Source organism: Gardnerella sp. KA01001 (genome assembly GCF_049244025.1).
GTDB classification, from domain to species: Bacteria; Actinomycetota; Actinomycetes; order Actinomycetales; family Bifidobacteriaceae; genus Bifidobacterium; species Bifidobacterium swidsinskii.
In genome coordinates this window covers 956,151-978,966 of sequence record NZ_CP058366.1, presented here as the reverse complement: position 1 = coordinate 978,966, position 22,816 = coordinate 956,151, and the positions used below count along the sequence as shown (strand labels likewise).

Genomic DNA, 22,816 nt, shown 5'->3' with positions numbered 1-22,816 from the left:
AACCTCCTGTCTTAGAGTACCCGATTAATCTTAATAAGAACCGTTGACCTATAGACGCGATTGTGCTGCGGTGAGTCGCACAATATTCGACAACTCCTCTGCATCCAAAGAAGCTCCACCAACCAAAAATCCGTCAACATCAGGCTCAGCAATAAGACTTGAAGCATTAGAAGAAGTTACAGATCCGCCGTAAAGAATACGAACAGTATCTGCAACATCGTCACCGAACGTAACGCGCAAGTCTTCACGAATAGCCAATGCAGCTTCCTGAGCTGAGTTAGCAGTGGCAACCATACCCGTACCAATTGCCCAAACTGGCTCGTACGCAATAATTAAACGCTTAGCTTGCTTCGCATCCAAATCGCGCGTTACATCATGCACTTGCCCTACAGCAAAATCCAGCGCAACACCCTGTTGACGTTCTTTAAGACTTTCACCAACGCAAAGAATTGGCTGCATTCCTGCGGCAAGAACAGCTCGAACTTGATCAACTATATTTGCATCATCTTCAGGATGATACTTGCGTCTTTCAGAATGACCAACAATAACCATTGAACATCCAAGACTTGCAAGCATATCTGCAGAAACATCACCAGTAAAAGCACCTTGAGCAGTAACAGAAACAGCTTGAGCTCCGTACAATATTGGCAAATGGTCAGACTCAACAAGAACTTGCACGCTTCTTATTGAAGTAAAAGAAGGCATAAGTGCAATTTCACAATCGTGATAGTCGTAATACGCGTCACGCAGTAGCCACGCAAATTTTTGTATAAAATGCGTTGCTTCGCGGTGATTGAAGTTCATTTTCCAATTACCTGCGACTAGCGGCTTTCTTTTAACAACCATAATCACCCTTAAAAATTGAGGATTGAAGATTAATAGTATTGCGCAAATTAGTGTTATGCCGACCTCGATTTACAAAACGGATTCATAAAATCGAAAGTCGGCATAAGCGGAAATATTTAGTTTATACTTGCTCGCGTAAATACTACTTACTCAAGCAATATTACTTACTCAAGCACACTCAAACCTGGAAGAGTCTTGCCTTCCAAGAACTCGAGAGAAGCGCCGCCGCCAGTAGAAATGTGCGAGAAGCCATCTTCTGGGAATCCAAGGTTGCGCACTGCAGAAGCAGAATCACCACCGCCGACTATAGTGAAAGTGCCGTTCTTAGTTGCATCGACCAAGCCCTGAGCTACAGCGCGAGTACCGGCTGCAAACTCTGGAACCTCGAACACACCCATAGGACCGTTCCAAACAACAGTCTTGGAGTCAACAATCTTGTCGTGGAAAAGCTTCTGAGAGTCAGAACCAATATCCAAGCCCATCTTGTCTGCAGGAATAGCGTCTGCTGGAACTACTTCTGGAGCAACTGGAGTATCCCCTGCTGGGAAGCCAGCATTCACAACAATATCAGTTGGAAGCACAAGCTCAACGCCATTCTTCTTAGCGGTTTCAATGTATCCCTTAACCTTCTCGAGTTGATCCTCTTCAAGCAAAGAAGTACCAACTTCGTGACCCAAAGCCTTGAGGAATGTGAACACCATACCGCCGCCAATAACAAGACGATCAGCCTTAGAAAGCAAGTTTTCAATAACGCCGAGCTTGTCGGAAACTTTAGAGCCGCCGAGAACAACAGTCAAAGGACGCTCTGGGTTTTCAGTTGCGCGAGAAAGTGCCTTAACTTCCTTTTCAACAAGCAAGCCTGCAGCTGCTGGAAGATCGGCAGCAACATCGTAATTTGAACCCTGAGCGCGGTGCACAACACCAAAGCCGTCGGAAACAAATACTTCGCCAAGAGAAGCAATCTTCTTAGCGTAAGCTGCGCGCTCGGAAGCATCCTTGCTGGTTTCTTCCGCGTTGAAGCGCACATTTTCAAGCAAAACAACGTCGCCATTATTCATGGCAGCTACCTTAGCTTGAGCATCTTCGCCGTAAGTGTCTGCAGCCAAAACAACATTTGTGCCGAGCAATTCACCCAAACGCTGCGCAACTGGAGCCAAGGAAAGCTCTGGAACAACCTGACCCTTTGGACGACCAAGGTGAGCCATCAAAATCACCTTAGCACCCTGCTCACGCAAAGCCTTAATGGTTGGTAAAGCAGCACGAATACGACCATCATCAGTAATCGTCGTACCCTTGAGAGGAACGTTAAAATCAGCGCGAACCAATACGCGCTTACCACTCAAATCTCCCAAATCTTTCAGTGTCTTCATTGGTATCCTTTCCAAACCATATTGGCTTACCATATTTGACTTACATACTGGCTTACCGTGCCGGCTTACTTCGTTCAACAAAACGCAAAATCAGCCTCAAACATCAACACATTGCCGGGTGCAATTATACCGCACATCTTCAACAATCCCTATGAACAACGCAGCTTTGCACCAGTGCTCTGCTGACGTTGCGTCTGTAGCTTTGCAGTAATGCTTCTGCGAAAAGTGGTTTTGTAGCTTTGCAGTTGCGCTTTGCAAACGTTGCGTCTGAAGCTTTGCAGTATTGCTTTGCGGACGGCGATTATTTATTGATTAGTGAACTTTAGCATTATTGCTCTGCTGACGTTGAGTATTTATTGCTTAAAAAAACACTAGCATTTGCGCTGCTGCACACACCACGCTAAGCACTACTACCACACCACAGAACACTAGCGGTTTTACTAGTAGTGAGGGGTGGGTGTTGCTTGAGAAGTACGAATATTAGTGTGGTAGAGATTTGAGATTTTTCGCACTGAGCGCGGCGAACGTCAGAGCCGCAGGCTGCTGATTCGCCAAGCGAAGAAGAAAAATCGAAAAATCTCTGCGATAGACACGGTTATTAACGAATTAGCACGCAGAGTTTGGGGGGAATTTCTTTACGAGCACTAAAAGAGGACTGAGGAAGCAACATTCCTTAAGAACAAAGCAGACAGCAAAACCTCTAACAGCCAAAGCGACGAAGGACTGGGCGCGACGACCTGCCGAAGCGCTTAAAGCGTAGCGCGCGAAGGCAACTCGGAGCGTGAGCTTGCTCAAGTTGAAAGCACGGTGTGCTTTCAACGCAAGCTCAGCAGCGAGTACACGCAAAGTGTACGAGCGCTATAAGTGCAAACACAAATTTTCTAGCCTCGTCAAAACCAAAAAACTAAATCAGTTACAAAACTCATAGACGATACTCAAGAATATTGCAAACAAAAAAGCGCGAGAAGTAAAAAACAACTCACGCAATTAAAAAATTAACTCTGCAATAATCACGCAAAATCAGCATTAAAGCTGCTGCATACGCGACTTCTCAACCTTCGCTGAAAGCTGCAAAAGTCTACGAATTCGCCCTGCAATCGCATCCTTTGTAATAGGAGGATCAGCCAAGTGACCAAGCTCTTCCAAACTTGCGTCGCTATGCTCAAGACGAAGCTTTCCAGCCATCAACAAATTATCTGGAATATCGTCGCCCAAAATATCGAATGCGTGACGAACCTTTTCGCATGCCTCAGCAGCAGCCTTAGCACTACGACGCATATTCGCATCGTCAAAATTAGCCAAACGGTTTGCTTTTCCGCGAGCTTCACCGTCCGAACGCTTACCGGTCCATTCGCGAGCAGAACGAGGAGCACCAATCAAAATCAACATTCGCTCAATTGCGTCAGAATCGCGCAACGTCACTCGCTCAGAGCTACGAACCTGACGAGCCTTGGCGCTAATGCCAAGTCGCGCCGCCATAGTTTGCAAAGCATTTGCAGCCTCATGAGTTGGGCAAACAACTTCCAAATAGCTAGCTTTGCCAGGGTCGGAAATAGCACCGTGAGCCAAGAAAGCACCACGCCAAGCTGCTTTGATTTGGGCGATACTTCCACCAACAATCTCAGGTGCAAGACCTGCAACAATTCTCATACGTCGATCAAGAAGACCAGATTGCAAAGCCAGTGCTGCAGCACCACGCTCAACTACCACGTCATAGCGAACTACAGTGCCCGTAGGAGTTTGCCGAGAAACTTGAGCAATTGTTGCTTCCCTCTGGAAATAAGTTTTCAATACCTCAACAAGCCACTGAGCTGCGCGCTGAGAATCCAACTGAGCGCGAATAACAGCTTGATTATTTACTGGCCTTAAGCCGCCAGCAAAGCGCATCATTGCTGCAGCTTGAGCCATAATGACAGTCGGGAGCTCATTGTTGTTTGAAACGAGTTCATTTTTGACGTCGTCAAGAAGAGCCAAGGGACAACCTCCTACTTTTGTTCTTCTTAAAATATGAGTGCTGTTGGGTACTTGCATGATGCTGTGGCACACGACATGCCCGGCTTTCTGTGATACAGAATACGTTGGACATTTTACCGGTTTTTGCACATGCTTTACATGCTTTTAGTACAAGATTTTTTATATTTTATATAATTTACACAATTTTTATTTAATTTTTTAATTAATTTTAATTGATTAGTTTCATAATCGCATTTCACTACTTTACTTTTTGCTACTTTACTTCTCCACTTACTATGATCTTCTCTGTAGCTCTCTTGCAGATACTGTAACTTGCAAACCGTGCAATCTCAAACGTCTAGCAAGCTCAATACTTACGGCAACAGAACGATGCTGACCGCCAGTACATCCTACAGCAATAGTCACGTAATGCTTGTCTTCTTTAGCGAATCCGTCGATAGCTGTAAGAAGCGCATTTTCGTAAGAATCTAAGAATGTAATTGCCGCAGAATTCGATAAAACATAATCTTGCACAGCTTGATCCTTACCTGTAAGCTCCCTTAATTCAGGAACCCAGAAAGGATTCGGCAAAAATCGCATATCGGCAACAAAATCAGCGTCCATTGGCATGCCGTATTTAAATCCAAAGCTGAAAATATGCACAGAAACAGTAGAAGAGCCTTTTCCAAGCAATCCTTCGTAAAGCTTTGTAGAAAGTTGGTGAATACTAAGTGCAGAAGTATCGATAATAATATTTGCGCAATCTTTCAGATGACTGAGCAGCTCTCGCTCTTCTAGAATACCGTCAATAAGTCTGCCACCGCGCTGCAAAGGATGCGGTCTACGCACAGACTCGTAACGCTTGATAAGCACAGCATCTGAAGCATCTAGAAACAGAATTCGCGTTTTTACACCAAGGTCATCAATATGCGCAAGAACTGCAAACAGGTCGTCGAAATATCCTCTAGAACGCACGTCAATAACAGCAGCAAGCTTATGCACTTTAGAACCGGATGAAGTCATCATATCTACTAGCGGTATGAGCAGTTTTGGCGGAAGATTATCGATAACATACCATCCCATATCTTCCAACGCGTTAGCAGCGTGCGAGCGCCCAGCTCCGCTCATGCCTGTAATTAGCATAACTTCAAATCTGTCAGATAGTTGCATACTAGTCGACGCGGAACGTTGCGTAGTATGTTGCGCATCACGTTGCACATCACTTTGCGTAGTATGTTGCGTATTATCGCTCATAATGCCTCCTGTAAGGCTTTTCGCATGAGACTACTTAAGTCATCGTAATATCTAGCCTTGTCAGCACTAGGTTTATAACCAAGCTCAGAACCAGTCTCAGCACAATCCTCAGCGCCAGTCTTAGCACAATTCCCAAAATTTTCTTTAGATTGCCTGTACTCAATCGTCATAAGACTTACTTGTGCTAAAGCTTGTTGCAAAAGCATTTCTTCTCCGCCAATAGCGCAACCGTATTGTTGCCATACACTAAGTAGCATGCTTGGGCGAGGATCGTAAACTACGTCAAGCAATGTTCCTAATTTCGTTTGATTATTCGCACTATCTTGACAGTACGCTTTCAACGCAAGCGCAATTGGATCTGCTACATGCGCTGGAACTGTGCTTATGACTATGTCTGCTTCTGCGATTGCACGAACAGCTTCGAGTGAATTTAAAGATTTCAAAATGAGAGATTTATCACATTCTGACAATTTTTCTGCACTCAATTTTTCTGCGCTATAGTCTGCAAATTTTGAAAATACTTCTTCGCTTATTGTTGGGAACTCAATACCTTGCACAGGCTCATACATAGCGTCATTTTCTTCGCTTTTATTATTTTGACCTATGCTTATTTTATTTGGAAAATCAGCGCAATACTTTTGTATAAGATTATTAAAACGTTCAACGCCTTTTACACTACCGTTATCTTCAGTTCTAGCAACAACTTGCACCTGCTCAAGCTTTGCTACTTGCGCAATTTCAATTAAAGCTGCCAATGCAGAGGACGCAGTGTTGCCGCTGCCAATAATAACAGCCTTTTTTACTTCGCATATGCGCTCATGTAATGCTTGCATAAATGTTATTAATATGCCACTTACGTCAGTGTTGTATAGCTTTATTTGCGATTGCGAAGCTGTTGCTGGGTTGCTAGTAAAAACTGCAGTATTTGCCACGTTAAGCGCGCGCGACCAGTAGTCGCAAGGTGTACCGAGTTTCATTACGGTTTTTTTAAGCGGCATAGTAAGGCTTAAGCCTTTCCAAGAATCGTCAAGATGCGCAATAAAATCGCGAAGCTCTGTTTCGCTTACTTTTTCCTTACTATATTGCCAATTTGTAAGACCTAAAGCCTTATAAGCCGTGTTGTGAAGCACAGGCGACAGCGAATGTGAAATAGGATCTCCCAAAACTGCGCAATGATATGTTTTTAACATTTTTCTCTCCCCTATTAGTAAGTTAGTACGCTAATAAATCTTTTGGATCAACACAAAAACGCAACTCTCCTGCAGCACGTGTTGCTACGTGACGAGCTACTTCCTTGTGCAATCGGTTCACTAATTCTTGTCTTAAATAAAGCGGAACTCTTACTACAGCTTTTACACGGTCGTAAATATCGTCAAAATGCTGGTATCTGTCTGTAACAGGCGGATGCATTGGAACAATTCCTAATAATGGAGAAATTGCTGAAAAATCAGCATCTTGACTACTTTCGCACCCGAGATTTTCTTGCATTGCACCAATGTTTTCAAGCGCATGCATAACCGCATCACGAGCACCCCATACGCATGCTGCAGCTACACAAGGCGGCAATATTGCTTGAGCTCTTTCTGAAAGCTCATTGCAAGAAAGTTGAGTCGTATCCCACAATGTAAGCGCACGCGCAAGAACAGGATACGTTTCGCCAATCAAAAGCACACTTCCTCCGCGCGCTCTAGGAGCACATAAAGCAGAAGCTTTCATCCACGAATTAAGTGTATCTATTCGCGCATCAAGCCCCGAAGCGTACAAACTTACCCACGTATCGAGTATTGCTACAACACCATATTCTCCGTTACAATTTGCGTCTTGCGTTTGTACGCGAGGCTCACATCCAGGAGTTGCAACAACAATTACAGGTTTTTCATCAATACACTGGATAATTCCGTTCGGTTGGTGTTGTGACGAAATAATAATAGGCACGTTGCGAAATAGTTTAGATAATTCTTCTGCAACACCAGCAGCGCCAACTTGTATAACTCGCATATTGCTACTGCCACAATTAGAACAAGACCAATTTATTGCACTAGCACCACACCACGAGCAACGTGCTGTTTGCTGACTATTTGCAACATCGAGAGGCCCGGTACATCGTCTACAGCGCGCTTGACGTTTGCAAGAAGAGCATATAGCCGATTGCGTCACACCATCTTGCGCAATAGAAAGCAGCACAGGCTTACCATCCGAAAGAGCATCATTAATAGCTCTTACTGCGCTATGCGGTATGCGAGCGCCAATACTTGGGTCAGCTAATTTCAATAAAGCTTCACGATTAAGCCAACGAACCCACGGAACTAACTTTTCGCGAGCAAGTCTACTCGCACTTACAGGGATGCTAGATCCGCTTATTGTTTCAGCAGTTTTAGCAGATTGAGTAGTTTGAATAACTTTAGTAGTTTGAACGGATTGCTCACCTTGCGCATCTTGCGCATTCGACATATAGCAGTCTACTTCACTTTGACTAAGCGCGCTTCTGGAATACGACATTGACACAAATACGCCGCCATGCCTTTTCGCACGAAGCCGCATAACGCCACGCGCTTGAGCATACGGCATCATGCCATCAGCATATTGGTACGCGCAATCTTCAACAATCGCAAATAAAGCATCTCCCTCAACTGGAGCATACATTGCAGCTCTAGTGCCAAGAACGCAAGGAACTATTCCGGACGCGATTGCACGCCAAGCTCTATATCTATCAGCTGGAGGATCCGCAGCACAAAGTCGAGCAACATCGCCATCAAAACTTCCAGCAGAAAAACCACGATGATTCTCACTGACGCGCTTATATGGCTTTAATCCGTAAACCATTAGCGCGCGCATCACATCATTTACTTCTCTTAGCGTCGGCAAAACTACAACAGCTTGCTTACACGCGCTTAAAGCAGTGACAATCATCCACGCTAAATCTTGTGCAAGTCGGCAAGAACCTGGTAAAGCGTCTACAATAAAAGATTGAGAAGAATTATTTTCTGCTTGCTTGACTAATTGATTTTCTGTTTTATTTTCACTAAAACTTGCGTCAATAGATTTTTTGATTAATGCATTGTATAAAATATTTGCATTTTCGTAATCATAAATCATGCGAGAAGTTGTAGCGTAACCTGGGTTTGTATTGTTATCGTTTTGCAAACGCTTCTTAAGATTTTCACGCCACTGTTTTCTGCGTTGCAAGCGTATGTTGTCAAAAACTTCCTCATGCTCAACACGAGCTACGCGTTGAGGCACAGCAAGACGCAAAATATTTGAGCTAGTTCCACCATAAGCTTTAGCTATGGCGTCAATATCGTCTCGCAAAGATTTAGAAAGCAAAACATCTGAAGGAAACACGCGCTCTAAAAATCTTAAAGCAGTATGAGGGGTGTCTGTATGCGAAGAACGAGACCAAATAACTCCAGTGAGCTTTTGTGCTCCAAAACGAACGCGTACAAACGCCCCAGGCTGAGCAGATTCATCTTGATCTTGCGATATCAAGTAATCAAAAGTACGACCTAAATGTGAAGCTTGAACATCAAGCATCACATGCGCAATAGGGCATTCATTAGCAGGCACTAGAGAAACAGCATTGCGCTTACGTCTTGTTTTACGCGCTAAGCCGTCTAGCGAAGGTTGCTCTGCCATAAATAACCCTTAGTTTTACTTGAATTACATCACATAATTACTGTTATTTTACAGCAAAATTTATCAATAAAACTACTTTTTTAGCGCATCTTTCAATTGCTCAATACGATTCGTTTCTTCCCAAGGGAATTTGACATCCGTACGACCAAAATGACCATAAGCTGCGGTTGGAGCATAAATTGGCTTAAGCAAGTTAAGCTCATCAATAATCGCAGCTGGACGCAAATCAAATACTTCACGCACAGCACGCGCAATATCTGCACGCGTAATACCTTCAGCTTCAGTTCCGAAAGTTTCTACGTTTACGCTTACAGGATCAGCAATACCAATAGCATAAGCAACTTGAACTTCTGCCTTATGAGCTAAACCAGCTGCCACAATATTTTTTGCAACCCAGCGAGCTGCATAAGCTGCAGAACGGTCAACTTTGCTAGGATCCTTACCGGAAAAAGCTCCACCACCATGATGAGCAGCACCACCATAAGTGTCAACAATAATTTTTCGACCAGTTAAGCCCGAATCAGCTGCAGGACCTCCCAAAACGAAGGAGCCAGTAGGGTTTACAAGCATACGGTACGAATCGTGCGCAACTTTTTGAGCAAGAACTTCGTCCAACACAGGATTAACAACATGTTCAACAAGCTGATCTTGTAACCAGTCTCTAGAAACTTCTGGGTCATGCTGAGTAGAAATAAGCACAGTATCCAAACGTTTAGGCGATCCTTTTGAATCATACTCAATCGTTACTTGAGTTTTCCCATCTGGACGCAAATGCGCAACAGTGCCATCTTTACGAACTTTAGCAAGCTTTTGAGCTAAACGATGAGCAAGATAAATCGGCAAAGGCATTAAAGTATCTGTTTCGTCGCTAGCGTAACCAAACATAACACCTTGATCGCCTGCACCTTGAGCAGCGTAGCGCTCCTCACGAGAAGATGCACTCTCGCAAGAAGCATCCAACCTAGCAACACCTTGATTGATTTCTGCACTTTGCTCAGTTAAAGAAACCATAACACCACAAGAATCAGCATCAAGACCAATTGTGGAGCTCGTGTAGCCAACATTACGAACAACTTGACGCACGATTCCCGGAATATCGCTATAAACTTCACCACGCACTTCGCCAAAAACCACAAACTGACCAACGGAAGCACAAACCTCTACAGCAACATGCGCATGAGGATCCTGACGAAGCATATCGTCCAATATAGCGTCAGCAATTTGATCGCATAACTTGTCAGGATGACCTTCAGTTACAGATTCTGCAGAAATTAATTTACGTTCTTCCACATTTCCCCCTTACGTTTATAGTCGATAAGGCTAAATACAGGCTAAATAAAGTGAAAAACGCAGCCGTGCATCCGCTTTATTGAGCACGGATGATACGCGACTGCGAATACCCATAAAGACGTTTATTAGCAAGGCTTATTAATTACCTTCGCTTAAATCGTCCTCACCAAGAGTCTCTTCAAGCAATCCAGCATTAATTTCGCGGAAAGCAATAGCTAAAGGCTTTTCTTGATTTTGATACTCAACTAGTGGGCCAACATTTTGAAGCAAACCTTCATTAAGCTGAGTAAAATAAGCATTAATTTGACGTGCTCGTTTTGCAGCAAATAAGGCAAGCGCATACTTGGAATCCGCATGTTGCATTAAATCATCAATCGGTGGATTCGCAAGACCAGTAGGTGTTGGCTGAGTGCCTAATGCCATAATATTCTCCAAATTCTATGGTGCCACAATAGTTCCAAAAGGCTTATTATATGCTATCGATTGGATATTGCGTAAGTTTTAACTATAAGTCGTATTCGCTTGCAATAACATTCCACAGTTCATCTGCGGCACGCTCAGCATTATCGTTCACAATAACAACATCGAACTCTTTAGCTGCAGCAATTTCAACTTTAGCAGTTTCCAAACGTTTTGCTTGCTGCTCAGGAGTTTCAGTACCACGACCAATAAGACGACGCTTAAGCTCTTCAAAGCTCGGAGGCGCAATGAACACGTACACAACTTCTAATCCAAGACGAGCAGCCTCTTGTTTTACGCGCCTAGCTCCTTGCAAATCTATTTCCAGCAAAGTAGGAATATCTTGCGTAAGATGATCCAAAACAGGCTGAAGAAGGGTGCCATAATGAGCCGTGCCATGAACCAGCGCGGTTTCCAAGAATTCACCATTACGCTTACGACGCTCAAATTCTTCTTCATCTAAGAACCAATAGTGAATACCATTAAATTCACCAGGTCTAGGCGCACGAGTGGTAGCAGAAACAGATAGCCAAATATGAGGATGCTTCTCACGAAGTATGCCTTCTACTGTGCCTTTACCAGCCGCAGTAGGACCCGTTAATACGATTAATCGACGTCTAGACTGCGAATCTGCAGTCTCATCCGTGGCACCCATTTGTTTACCTCTCGTTTACACACATTCGCCTGAATCAACAAGAGCCTGACGAATATCCAATGCTATGCGTTCAGTTGCAGCCGAAAGTTCACCAATATCTGGACCATGCGACGCAATCGAACGCGAAACAGTTACCAATACATTACCATGTGTACCAGCAAAAACACGCTTTAAATCGTCAGCTTCTGCACCTTGCCACCCATAACCAGGAGAAAGAATTGGACCAGTAAAACTGGTTACGTCAATTCCACCACCGTTCATCCAGTCGCCAATAGTCGCTCCAACAATTAAACCAACAGAACCCATTCCTTTAGTTTTATTGTTAAAACTTTGAGCCGTTTGAGCAATTCCGTGAGCTACAGTAGTTCCGCGGTAAGTTCCGCTTTGCCTAATAGCAGTTTGCAAACTTGCGCCTTCGCGATTAGAAGTTAGAGACGCAATAAAAACACCGCGACCGTTATTAAGAGCTTCGTTAATTAAGCCGCCCATAGAACGTGCGCCATAATAAGGAAGCAAAGTAATAGCATCAGCAAGAAGCGGAGCTCCAGGCTTAAAATATGCGTCTGCAAGCGCAGAAATAGTAGTAGACAATCCTCCATGACCGCAATCAACGATAGTAATAATATCCATTTGACGAGCGGCATACAGCACACGCTCAAGCGCTGCGAAACCCTTAGAACCATAGCGCTCAAACATGCTGGATTGGAATTTAACTGCCGCTGCCCTACCATTCATAGCTTGCAGCATGCGCATAGAAAAAAGTTCAGCTCCAAGAGCATCCATGTTGTATCCCCAATTAAGCAGCATTTTGCGATGAGGATCGATTCCAACACACAATGGTCCATATTTTGCCATAGCGTTCTTCAAACGCAAACCAAAATCGGATCGTTGCGCCTGCACTTCTTGATCACGAATGCTCTCGGTCATGTATTAAGCCCGACTTTCTTGACTTTCTGCCTGTTCAATTGCAAACAACTGCTGAGCATGTTCTTGTATGCTCATCACCTGATAATCGTTGTTCTTAACAGCTTCAATAGCCATTAATACTGGTGCGAATTCGGTAATAGTAGTGAATTGCGGAAGATCAGCTGCTACAGCTGCCGCACGAATGGCATAACCATCAGTGCGCGATCCCCTTGAATTCGGCGTATTCAATACCATATCAATCTTACCATTTTCGATAAGCTCTACAACATTCTTACCGATTCTTTCATGCGCTTTCTCACTATTTGGCATATCCTTCGCCGTGTCGCCCTGACTAGAAAGCTTATCGACAATCACGGAATCAATACCATAACGACGAAGCACAGAAGCTGTACCTTCAGTAGCCCAAATAGTAAAACCAAGCTCCACTAATCGCACTGCAAGAAGCGGAAGTTGACGCTTATCTGCATCACTTACAGACACAAACACGTTGCCGCTGGTAGGCAAACCACCCTTGTATGCTGCAAGCTGGCTCTTAGCAAAAGCATGTGGGAAGTCACGATCGAAGCCCATAACTTCGCCAGTAGAGCGCATTTCTGGTCCAAGTAAAATATCAACCGTACGACCAACAGGAGTACGGAAACGCTTGAAAGGCAGCACAGAAGCTTTGATAGCAACCTGCTGACCTGGGTGAATATCTCCGCCATCGCCTTGCGGGAGAAGAAGTCCACGCTTGCGCTGCTGTGCAATGGTTTCACCAGCCATAATTCGAGCAGCAGCTTTAGCAAGAGCAACGCCAGTAGCTTTAGAAGCAAACGGAACAGTACGAGACGCTCGAGGATTTGCTTCAATTACATACAAAGTGTTTGCCATAAAAGCGTACTGCACGTTAATCAGACCGCGAACAGAGCAGCCGCGAGCAATCGAAAGCGTACCCTCGCGAAGGCGTCGAATTTGATCGTCCGAAAGCGTGCTTGGAGGAAGAGTACAAGCAGCGTCACCAGAGTGCACACCAGCTTCCTCAACATGCTCCATAATGCCGCCAATATAAAGCTCGTTGCCGTCGTAAAGCGCGTCAACATCGATTTCAATAGCGTCCTGAAGGAACTTATCAATCAAAAGCGGCGAAGGCAATCTGCCAGAAACAACCGTGTCTGCTCGAGCCTCATCCAATGCGCGATCAACATACTTTGCAAGCTGAGCGTCGTCGTATACAATCTCCATTCCGCGACCGCCGAGCACGTAGCTTGGGCGCACAAGAACCGGGTAGCCGATTGCGTGAGCTGCATCTTTTGCTTCCTCAAGACTCAAAGCTGTGCCGTATCGAGGAGCGTTCATGCCTTCTTGACGAAGAACCTCGCCGAAAAGCTCACGATTTTCAGCCAAATCAATAGCCTCAGGAGTCGTTCCCAAAATTGGAACTCCTGCAGCTTTAAGACGAGCAGCAAGCGAAAGTGGCGTTTGACCACCAAGCTGCACAATCACGCCCTTAACAGGTCCAAGCTTCTTTTCTGCTTCGTAAATTTCAAGCACATCTTCGAAAGTAAGAGGCTCAAAGTAAAGGCGGTCAGACATGTCGTAATCTGTAGAAACTGTTTCAGGATTGCAATTAACCATAATGGTGTCGTAATCCTTGCCCAATTCCTGAACAGCGTGAACGCAAGTGTAATCAAACTCAATACCCTGGCCGATTCTGTTTGGACCAGAGCCAAGGATAATCACAGCTTCGCGATCGCGCTTCTTCAACTCGCTTTCGTCAGCGTAGCAAGAATAGTAGTACGGAGTTGCTGCGTCGAACTCAGCTGCGCAAGTGTCAACAGTCTTGTAAACAGGGCGCAAACCGTAAGCCCAACGAAGCTCACGAACCATGTTTTCGCCTTCGTCGCCAAGATTACGCAAATGCGCAATCTGCACGTCCGAAAGACCAGCAAGTTTAGCACGCTTCAAAACTTTAGGAGTTAAGGTTTCAGCTTCACGAACTGCGAGCGCAGTTTCGTTAATTTGAGCCAGCTGCTCTACAAACCAAGGGTCGATTTTTGTTGCTGCAAAAATTTGATCTGGCGTTGCTCCACCCCAAAGCGCGCGCTGGATTTGCAAGTAGCGATGCTCGGTTGGAGTATGCATTTCTTCAAGAAGCTTATTAACTTCTTCCTTGCCTGGGCGTTCGCCATCCCAGTTAAAGCATGAATGACGCTTGTCGATTGAGCGCATTGCTTTTCCAAGGGATTCCTGGAAGTTTCCAGCCAAAGCCATTGCTTCGCCAACCGACTTCATAGAAGTTGTAAGCGTGGTGTCTGCTCCTGGGAACTTTTCGAAAGCAAAGCGCGGAATCTTCGTTACAACATAGTCGATTGTTGGCTCGAAGCTTGCAGGAGTTGAACGCGTAATATCGTTTTGAATTTCATCCAAAGTGTAGCCGAGAGCAAGTTTCGTTGCGATTTTTGCGATTGGGAAGCCGGTTGCTTTAGATGCGAGCGCGGAAGAACGAGACACACGCGGGTTCATTTCGATGACGATAATGCGACCAGTTTGAGGGTTGATTGCAAACTGAATATTGCAACCGCCGGTATCGACGCCAACGCCTCGAATAATAGCAATACCGATATCGCGCATCTTCTGATACTCGCGGTCTGTAAGTGTAAAGCAAGGAGCTACTGTAATCGAGTCGCCAGTGTGCACACCTACAGGATCGACGTTTTCGATTGGGCAAACAACTACGACGTTATCTTTTGCGTCGCGCATAAGTTCAAGCTCAAACTCTTTCCAGCCTTCAATGCCTTCTTCAATAAGCACTTCGTTTGTTGGAGAATAGTGAATGCCGGCTCCTGCAATGCGGTGAAGCTCTTCTTCGTTATGAGCAATACCAGAGCCCAAGCCGCCCATTGTGAAGCTTGGACGTACTACTACCGGGTATCCTAAAGTTTCAACAATTTTGTCTACTTCTTCAATCGAGTGAGCAATAAAGGATTTTGCTGACTCAGCTCCGGCTTTTTCAACGACTTTTTTGAAAAGCTCTCGGTCTTCGCCGCGGTCGATTGCTTCCAAAGAAGCGCCAATAAGCTCAACGTTATATTTTTCTAGGATTCCTGCACGACCCAAATCCATTGCAGCATTAAGTGCAGTTTGACCACCAAGCGTTGGAAGAAGCGCATCCGGACGCTCCTTTGCAATAATTCGCTCCAAAATCGAAGTGTCAATTGGCTCAATATATGTTGCGTCCGCAAGTTCCGGGTCGGTCATAATCGTAGCCGGGTTAGAGTTGACCAAAATTACGCGAATGCCTTCTTCGCGAAGAACTCGGCAAGCCTGCGTTCCGGAATAATCAAACTCTGCAGCCTGACCAATAACAATCGGGCCGGAACCAATTACCATAACCGACTTAATATCAGTACGTTTTGGCATAGTAAACTTCTCTTTCCGTAAATCTTAAAATCTTACTTGCTTTTTCGAGTGTTTTCGCGCATCAATTGCACAAAACGGTCAAATAGATAGGAAGCATCGTGCGGGCCTGCTGCAGCTTCCGGATGATATTGCACTGAGAACGCTGGAATATCAAGGCATTGTAAGCCTTCTACAACATTGTCGTTCAAGTCAATATGCGACACCATTACGCGACCAAAGTGGCCGTTTTCGTAAGGAGATTGAACAGGGCCATCAAGAGGTGCGTCCACAGCAAAGCCGTGATTGTGAGCCGTAACTTCCACTTTTCCGGTTGTAACGTCTTTTACAGGCTGATTAATACCACGGTGACCAAACTTCAACTTGTAAGTTCCAAAGCCGAGCGCGCGACCAAGTAACTGGTTTCCAAAGCAGATACCAAAGAACGGGTAACCTGCATCCAAAACTTTACGCAAAAGATCAACTTCGCGATTTGCTTGGCCAGGATCTCCAGGACCATTCGAGAAGAATACGCCGTCTGCGTTAAGAGCTTGCAGCGATTCGAAGCTTATTGAGGAGCTTACAACGTGCACACAGCAGCCGCGTTCAGCCAAACGGTGAGGAGTCATAGATTTAATACCAAAGTCAACTGCTACAACCGTGTAAAGTGGATCTTTTTCTTCAAAATCACCGCAAGGCTCAATCGTGTACGTCTCTTTAGTGCTTACTTCATCCGTTAAACGCAAACCTTGCATTTGAGGAGTTTGCTTAATTTCGTCAACGAAAGAAGCGACGGTACGAAAAGCCCCGGTTGACGGATCAACCAGGGCCTTATTAGAAAAAATGCCGGCACGCATAACGCCTACCGAGCGTAAATGACGTACCAGCTTTCGAGTATCAATACCACTAATGCCAACGATACCTTGCTTTTGTAAATCGTCTTCCAAGGAACCTTCAGCTCGCCAATTGCTAACTACTGGGCTTGGCTCCTTAACTACGTAACCTGCAACCCAAATGTGGGCAGATTCTGAATCTTCGTGATTCATTCCCGTATTACCTATATGTGGGAATGTTTGAACTACGATTTGTTGATCATAACTTGGATCAGTTAATGTTTCTTGATAACCAGTCATGCCCGTGGAGAACACAATCTCAGCGCGCGTAGAACCTTGCGCACCGAAAGGCTTACCAACGTAAACCTGACCATCCTCCAACACCAATACTGCATCATCACTGCCGAATCCGGCAAAGGTGTCGTTGTAATCCACCTTAACCCCCTTATGGCTTTAGGATATTCTTGGCAAGTCTACTCAGGTTGGCGGACGGGCGACGCGCCGGCGATAGTTATTGCTTCTTACTCGGCAGCAGCTTCTTCCGTAGACTCTTCCGTAGCAGCGTCTTCAGGAGAAGATTCGCCGTTAAACTTTGCCAAGCAAGTGTCTTTATCTGCCATAATCGCGCTTAGTAAGCCATGAATAAACGCAATAGCTTCGTCATCGCTATACATTTTTGCGAGCGCAATAGCCTCGTCAATAGCAACTTTATCTGGAATCTCATCATTAAGAAGCATTTCCCACACCGCAATGCGCAAAATATTGCGATCAATAACAGCCATTCTGCCAACTTTCCAGCCAGTCGAATAGCGGTTTAGTGTCTTGTCAATTCTGTTACGTCGCTCTCCTACGCCTCGAACAATCTCAATAGCGTACTCTGGGAGCGGAGTTTGAGCGCCAGGCTCCTTAACTCGCTCCTCAAGCAAAGAAAGAATATGCTGATTCTTCTCATCCGCCTCATACAGCGTATTCAAAGCTCTTTTACGAGCGGTAGAACGTGCCATCGTAACGCCCTTCTGTGTAACGTATAAAAATTACTTAATAAAGTTGTATCAAAAATTACGCGACCCAGCAACGAATAATCGCCACCGGGTCACACTATAAAAAATTATTGAGAAATAAATAGCTAATTTAATTAGATAACTAATTATTTTAATTAGATAATTAATTCTTTAGTTTTCACGACCAAGGTAAGAGCCGTCACGAGTGTCGACCTTCACCTTTTCGCCTTCACCCACGAAGAGCGGAACCTGGATTTCAGCACCGGTTTCCACGGTTGCAGGCTTAGTACCAGCGTTAGAACGATTGCCTTGCAAGCCTGGCTCAGTGTGAGTAACAGTCAAAATCACTGAAGCTGGAAGCTCAACGCTCAAAGGAGTGCCGTCATGGAAGCTTACGATGCAGTCGGTGCCTTCAAGCAAATACTTGCTCTGCTCGCCAACCAAAGCCTTAGGAATATAAACCTGGTCGTAAGTGGTCATATCCATAAAGACGAAGTTGTCGCCATCTTCGTATGAATATTGCAACGTGCGGTTATCAACGGTCTCGAACTCCATCTTCATGCCGGCATTAAAAGTCTTGTCGACAATCTTGCCCGAGAGCACGTTCTTAATGGTGGTACGCACAAAAGCAGGACCCTTGCCTGGCTTCACGTGCTGGAACTTAACGACGGTCCAAAGCTGACCGTCAAGGTTCAAAACCGATCCATTCTTAATATCATTGGTAGTCTGTGCCACGAGTTACCCGTTTCTTTCGCTAATAGGCTGCAAATTAAGCAGCTAAGAAATAAACCTTGCTTATTATGCCACAAAGTGTCAACTTAATATATTTGAAGATTATTTTTCAGCAAATTCAACAATTTTGAAACAAATTCAGCAACGTCATCTTTATCTGCACTTTTTGTTAAAACAGACACTCCAATCTTGTTCTTGCCCTTCTTAAGAATCAAGAAATAGTTATAAACATTCTTAATTCCTTGACCACGATGAGCCATAACCTCTATGCCGTCTGGAACGTTCACGCCATCAGCAGAAATATCGTAACCCGTCGCATTGGCAATAGTCGAATTTTGCATAGCTTTTGAAAGCATCATCGCAGCATCATGAGAAGAAGTAAGATTTTCGTGACCATCGTTCGATGCATCAATATCACCATATTTGCGAGTAAAAGATGTATTTGCATAGCCATTATCTGACAGCCATTGATCTAATCCGTCTATGCCACCTTGATCATCTAAAAGCTCATTAGCGGAATCATTACTCATTGTCTTAATAACATCTTCACATTTATCTTCATAATCATGATGTGGATTATCCTTAGTATAAAGAACAACAGGGAAGTAAAAACCTACAGCAGGGAATGTTTTACGAGAATTAGAAGACTCATACAATATGCCCTTCTTGCCAGAAATTGCTACAGATACGCTATTATTTGAAGCAAAATTGTTTACTAATTTATTGATTTTTTTGGTATTGAGCTTTTCACTCGCTCCAATAGCGTTATCCTTATCGCTGCTAGTATCACTATCTTCATCGTCTGAATCTAAATCATCATTGGTTAGAACATGCTGCTTAGATTTATTATTTTTTGATTTTGATGATTGTAATTCAGTTTTATTATTTGATTGAGCTGTTCGCGCATTATTTACATACCACCATGCACCAGCACCTATCACCAAAACACAGGCAATAATAGCGGCTATTAAAGTAATAATTACTTTCTTCTTGCGCTTATCATCATCTGAATGAGAATAATTAGCCGGAGCTTCGCCTTGTGCGTAAGGTGAATTATTCATAGAAGGCTGTTCGTTCGAAGAACCCATAATAGGAGAACCTGAAACGCTTAGATTATCCGATAAAGCTTCCTGCGCAGGAAATACAGTAGTAGGCGCTTCGTTAGTAGGCAATTCGTATTGTTGACTTTGGATTGACGGCTCGACTGTTGACGTAACTTCTAAAAGCGCTCCGCAAGTATTGCAAAACTTGCTATTATCATCATTTTTATTACCACATTGCGTGCAGAACATATTCTTCCTTTAAACAAATGCATCTATTGCAACGCATGATTTTACACCCGCTTACAATAAATCACTTATCAAAAATCATACTTCATTAAAACTGAAAAAACTTATATACTACTTTTATGAAACTTCTTGGCAATATTGTGTGGCTGATATTCGGCGGTCTTTTCATTGCTGCAAGCTGGTTATTTATAAGTTTCCTCCTTTGCATAACCGTTATTGGCATACCATTCGGTATTCAAGCATTCAAAATGGCAAAGCTCACGCTCACGCCATTTGGAAAACACGTTATTTACCAAGGCGGCACTAGCACAATTTGGAACATACTATGGATTGTATTTTTCATTGGGCCAATGCTTGCATTAGGCTATATCGTTTCAGGATTCATTTGCTGCTGCACAATTGTCGGCATCCCATTTGGCATACAATCTTTCAAAATGGCAAAACTTGCGTTGTGGCCGTTTGGTTCCGAAATTGTAGAGGATAATTACGCACCATACGTACGCAAGTAATCTGCAGCGCGCGAAGCTAATTCCTCATCCATAACTGGCTTACCGTCAGCATTAACTAAACGCTTTGCTGCAGCGAAAATTTCGCGCACGTTTGCAATTGGCAAAACTGGGAAGCCAAACTCCTGCTCTACTGCTTTTACTGCAGAAAGCTCGCTGTCTTTCGTGCGTTCCATTCTGTCTACTGCCAAAATCAAGCCAACAACTTGCACATTTGCTTCCGCTTTAAGCTTTGGCAAAGTTTCGCGAACTGCAGTTCCAGCAGTCATCACGTCGTCAACTAACAGAACTTTCATGCCGTCTTTTAACGGTTTTCCAACCATAATTCCGCCGTCGCCATGATCCTTTCGCTCTTTGCGATCGAAAGTAAAACCAACAGGCATATTATGATTATTCGTCAAAGCCATTGCCGTAGAAACTGCCAGCGGAATACCCTTATAAGCAGGGCCGAAAACAGTGTCGATATCTTGCGGAAGTTTGCCATCTTCGATTGCTGCAACAACGCGCTCAGCGTAGTATGCGCCTAGATTTGCGATTTTCATGCCGTCGTCAAAAGCACCAGCGTTAATAAAATAAGGTGATTGACGACCAGATTTCAGCGTAAAGTCACCAAATTTAAGCGCACCTGAATCAAGCAAAAACTTTGTAAAACGTTCGTCTAATTCTGCCATAATTAGCTCTCTTTCTTAAAATGATTTTAAATACTTTCTAAATACTTTTTAAATACTTAATTTCAGCGCCAAGTTTTGCCTTCAGCGAGTAAAGACGCAAGCTTTGGACGAGAATCAAGCAAATCGTCAAGCTCGCGAGCAATGCGAATAGGAGCAGTAGGATCCACCAAAGCAGCAGCACCAACTTCTACAGCATTCGCGCCAGCATACAAGTATTCCAAAGCTTTTTCGCCAGAATCAATGCCGCCAATGCCAATAATTGGAATATCTGGCATAGCTTGACGCACTCGCCACACAAACCCAAGTCCAATCGGGAAAATAGCAGGACCGGAAACACCGCCCGTGCGATTTGCAATAATAGGCTCGCCTGTTCGAATATCAATTCGCAAACCAACTAGCGTGTTAATCATGCTTAAAGCATCCGCTCCAGCATCAACTGCAGCTTTGCAAATCGAAACGATATCCGTCACATTTGGCGTCATTTTTACAATCATTGGCTTGTTTGTCATTGCGCGAAGACGCTTAATTAAGCGGTGCAATGCAACCGGATCCGTACCAACGCTCATTCCGCCGTGAGTCACGTTTGGGCAGCTTACGTTAATTTCAAGCATGTCGGCCGCAGAATCTGCAAGCTTTTCAACAACTTGCGCATAATCGTCGTCACTGTGACCTGCAACATTAGTAATAACAAGTGCTCCCATGGATTTTAGTTTCGGCAACTCGTCTACTAAATAATGGTCGACACCAGGATTTTGCAATCCAACTGCGTTTACCATTCCAGAAGGAGATTCTGCAGTGCGCGGAGAAGGATTTCCTTCCCACGGAACAGGAGAAACACCTTTTGTACAAATTGCGCCGAGTTGGCTTACGTCGTAAAAGCGTCGGCAAGCTGCAAGCTGGAAAGTTCCAGAAGCAGTTCCAACCATGTTTTTCCACTTAACGCCTGCGACTTGAGTTGGGTGCTTCCAAACGTGGCTAGTGTCAAAACCAAAAGTTTCAGCGGAATTTGTTGCGGAACTTGTTGCACAATTTGTTGCGGAATTTGCGTTATTTACAGAATTATTTTCGGCATTATTTACAGCACTCATATTTTTTACTCCCAACCCAAACGATTCGCATCAAAAACAGGACCGTCGTTGCAAACTTTCAGCCTGCCTTCCAAAGTGTCAACAACGCAAGCAACGCAAGTTCCGTATCCGCAGCCCATACGCGCTTCTAAACTGAGCTGGCACTCAATATTTCTTTCATGCGCCCAGTGAGCTACAGCTTTCATCATAGGCAAAGGTCCGCAAGACAAAATAACCGTTGGCAAATCGTCTCCAAAATTAAGATGCTGACTTTCTTCAAGTTCGTCAAGAAGTGTAATAACAGTTCCTTCAGCATTTGTAATACTGTGTACGTCTGAAATATATTCTTTCATTAAATCATCCGCAAAACGCTTGTTACGGTAGCCAAGCACTGCCGTTACGCTAGAATCTTCACGCTTTGAAAGCGTTTGAGCAGCACACAAAATAGGTGGCACGCCCAAGCCGCCACTGACCAACAGATAATGTGCAGGTTTGGAAATATTAAAGCCAAGTCCTAAAGGTCCAAGAGCGTCAATGCTATCTCCTGGCTTAAGCTCAGCAAACTTAGCAGTGCCTTTGCCAATCACAGCAAAAATCAAAGTAAAAGTATCGCCTTCTACGCTTGCAACTCCAAAAGGACGCGGAAGCATAGCGGTCGGGTCAGGGGAATACAAGTTCACAAATTGCGCAGGAGCAGTTTTTTAGCAATCTCAGAATCTCGCAAAGTCAAACGGTACACGCCTTCGTCTAGCTTCTCATTATTGAGTACTTCTACAGCTCTACGCCCCCAAAGGCGCGAATATTTTGCATTATTGCTTTCGTCTGCAGAACTTGAGCCGGAAGAATCAAAAGCGTCTTCACGTAACGTAATTATGGCGTTTCCAGAGGCTTTTCGCGTTGGAATAAACATGCCATCACTCATGTGGTTTCCCCTACCCTTGTATGTGTTTTGTAC

At 44.4% G+C, this 22,816-nt stretch carries 18 protein-coding genes and 1 pseudogene; 1 reads left to right on the top strand and 18 read right to left on the bottom strand.

Translation table 11 applies throughout. From position 1 onward, the window contains the following. Window positions 1–48: 48 nt before the first annotated feature. From tpiA to HXT59_RS03865, 15 genes are all read right to left on the bottom strand, one after another. Complete coding sequence (tpiA, locus tag HXT59_RS03935; protein WP_421784153.1) at window positions 49–846, bottom strand: triose-phosphate isomerase; 798 nt, start codon at window positions 844–846, stop codon at window positions 49–51. A gap of 164 nt (window positions 847–1,010) precedes the next feature. After that, entirely contained in the window at window positions 1,011–2,216 is a 1,206-nt protein-coding gene (locus tag HXT59_RS03930; RefSeq protein WP_004108635.1) for a phosphoglycerate kinase, read from the bottom strand. 1,026 nt (window positions 2,217–3,242) lie between these two features. Continuing rightward, window positions 3,243–4,190, bottom strand: coding sequence for a DNA-binding protein WhiA (whiA, locus tag HXT59_RS03925; RefSeq protein WP_012914259.1), 948 nt, complete (start codon window positions 4,188–4,190; stop codon window positions 3,243–3,245). A gap of 273 nt (window positions 4,191–4,463) precedes the next feature. Further along, a complete protein-coding gene (gene rapZ, locus HXT59_RS03920; protein ID WP_100066708.1) occupies window positions 4,464–5,339 on the bottom strand; it encodes an RNase adapter RapZ in 876 nt (291 codons plus the stop codon). An 80-nt stretch (window positions 5,340–5,419) separates the two neighbouring features. Further along, the gene (locus HXT59_RS03915) at window positions 5,420–6,613 is read right to left on the bottom strand and encodes a shikimate dehydrogenase family protein (RefSeq protein ID WP_004108623.1); all 1,194 of its coding nucleotides are present in this window, start codon (window positions 6,611–6,613) and stop codon (window positions 5,420–5,422) included. Window positions 6,614–6,635: 22 nt separating this feature from the next. Next, window positions 6,636–9,056, bottom strand: coding sequence for a primosomal protein N' (locus tag HXT59_RS03910; protein ID WP_421784151.1), 2,421 nt, complete (start codon window positions 9,054–9,056; stop codon window positions 6,636–6,638). 72 nt (window positions 9,057–9,128) lie between these two features. Further along, window positions 9,129–10,346, bottom strand: coding sequence for a methionine adenosyltransferase (gene metK, locus HXT59_RS03905; RefSeq protein WP_116431642.1), 1,218 nt, complete (start codon window positions 10,344–10,346; stop codon window positions 9,129–9,131). 138 nt (window positions 10,347–10,484) lie between these two features. Then, complete coding sequence (rpoZ, locus tag HXT59_RS03900; RefSeq protein WP_004108619.1) at window positions 10,485–10,769, bottom strand: DNA-directed RNA polymerase subunit omega; 285 nt, start codon at window positions 10,767–10,769, stop codon at window positions 10,485–10,487. A gap of 82 nt (window positions 10,770–10,851) precedes the next feature. Continuing rightward, entirely contained in the window at window positions 10,852–11,460 is a 609-nt protein-coding gene (gene gmk / locus HXT59_RS03895) for a guanylate kinase (protein WP_415685165.1), read from the bottom strand. A 15-nt stretch (window positions 11,461–11,475) separates the two neighbouring features. Further along, the gene (pyrF, locus tag HXT59_RS03890; protein ID WP_004108617.1) at window positions 11,476–12,387 is read right to left on the bottom strand and encodes an orotidine-5'-phosphate decarboxylase; all 912 of its coding nucleotides are present in this window, start codon (window positions 12,385–12,387) and stop codon (window positions 11,476–11,478) included. A 3-nt stretch (window positions 12,388–12,390) separates the two neighbouring features. Continuing rightward, entirely contained in the window at window positions 12,391–15,786 is a 3,396-nt protein-coding gene (gene carB, locus HXT59_RS03885) for a carbamoyl-phosphate synthase large subunit (protein ID WP_174182564.1), read from the bottom strand. Window positions 15,787–15,818: 32 nt separating this feature from the next. Beyond that, on the bottom strand, window positions 15,819–17,030 hold the full coding sequence (gene carA, locus HXT59_RS03880; RefSeq protein ID WP_116440460.1) for a glutamine-hydrolyzing carbamoyl-phosphate synthase small subunit: 1,212 nt from the start codon (window positions 17,028–17,030) through the stop codon (window positions 15,819–15,821). 86 nt (window positions 17,031–17,116) lie between these two features. Next, on the bottom strand, window positions 17,117–17,599 hold the full coding sequence (nusB, locus tag HXT59_RS03875; RefSeq protein WP_288231024.1) for a transcription antitermination factor NusB: 483 nt from the start codon (window positions 17,597–17,599) through the stop codon (window positions 17,117–17,119). A 168-nt stretch (window positions 17,600–17,767) separates the two neighbouring features. Beyond that, window positions 17,768–18,331 (bottom strand): elongation factor P, encoded by a 564-nt coding sequence (gene efp / locus HXT59_RS03870; protein ID WP_116440461.1) that lies wholly within the window; start codon window positions 18,329–18,331, stop codon window positions 17,768–17,770. A gap of 83 nt (window positions 18,332–18,414) precedes the next feature. Continuing rightward, the gene (locus HXT59_RS03865; protein WP_288231023.1) at window positions 18,415–19,620 is read right to left on the bottom strand and encodes a zinc-ribbon domain-containing protein; all 1,206 of its coding nucleotides are present in this window, start codon (window positions 19,618–19,620) and stop codon (window positions 18,415–18,417) included. A 116-nt stretch (window positions 19,621–19,736) separates the two neighbouring features. Between HXT59_RS03865 and HXT59_RS03860 the strand changes: the two genes are divergently transcribed. After that, complete coding sequence (locus HXT59_RS03860) at window positions 19,737–20,126, top strand: YccF domain-containing protein (RefSeq protein WP_004106402.1); 390 nt, start codon at window positions 19,737–19,739, stop codon at window positions 20,124–20,126. On the opposite strand, the gene pyrE is transcribed toward HXT59_RS03860, so the two are convergent. The 3 genes and pseudogenes from pyrE to HXT59_RS03845 all read right to left on the bottom strand — a co-directional run bounded on the left by pyrE (window position 20,102) and on the right by HXT59_RS03845 (window position 22,783). Continuing rightward, window positions 20,102–20,794 carry an orotate phosphoribosyltransferase gene (gene pyrE, locus HXT59_RS03855; RefSeq protein ID WP_004106403.1) on the bottom strand — a complete coding sequence of 231 codons (693 nt, stop codon included), beginning with the start codon at window positions 20,792–20,794 and terminating at the stop codon, window positions 20,102–20,104. The genes HXT59_RS03860 and pyrE overlap by 25 nt on opposite strands. Before the next feature lie 62 nt (window positions 20,795–20,856). Further along, the gene (locus HXT59_RS03850) at window positions 20,857–21,882 is read right to left on the bottom strand and encodes a dihydroorotate dehydrogenase (protein WP_421784147.1); all 1,026 of its coding nucleotides are present in this window, start codon (window positions 21,880–21,882) and stop codon (window positions 20,857–20,859) included. Window positions 21,883–21,887: 5 nt separating this feature from the next. Further along, window positions 21,888–22,783: pseudogene (locus tag HXT59_RS03845) on the bottom strand (dihydroorotate dehydrogenase electron transfer subunit). Window positions 22,784–22,816 lie beyond the last annotated feature (33 nt).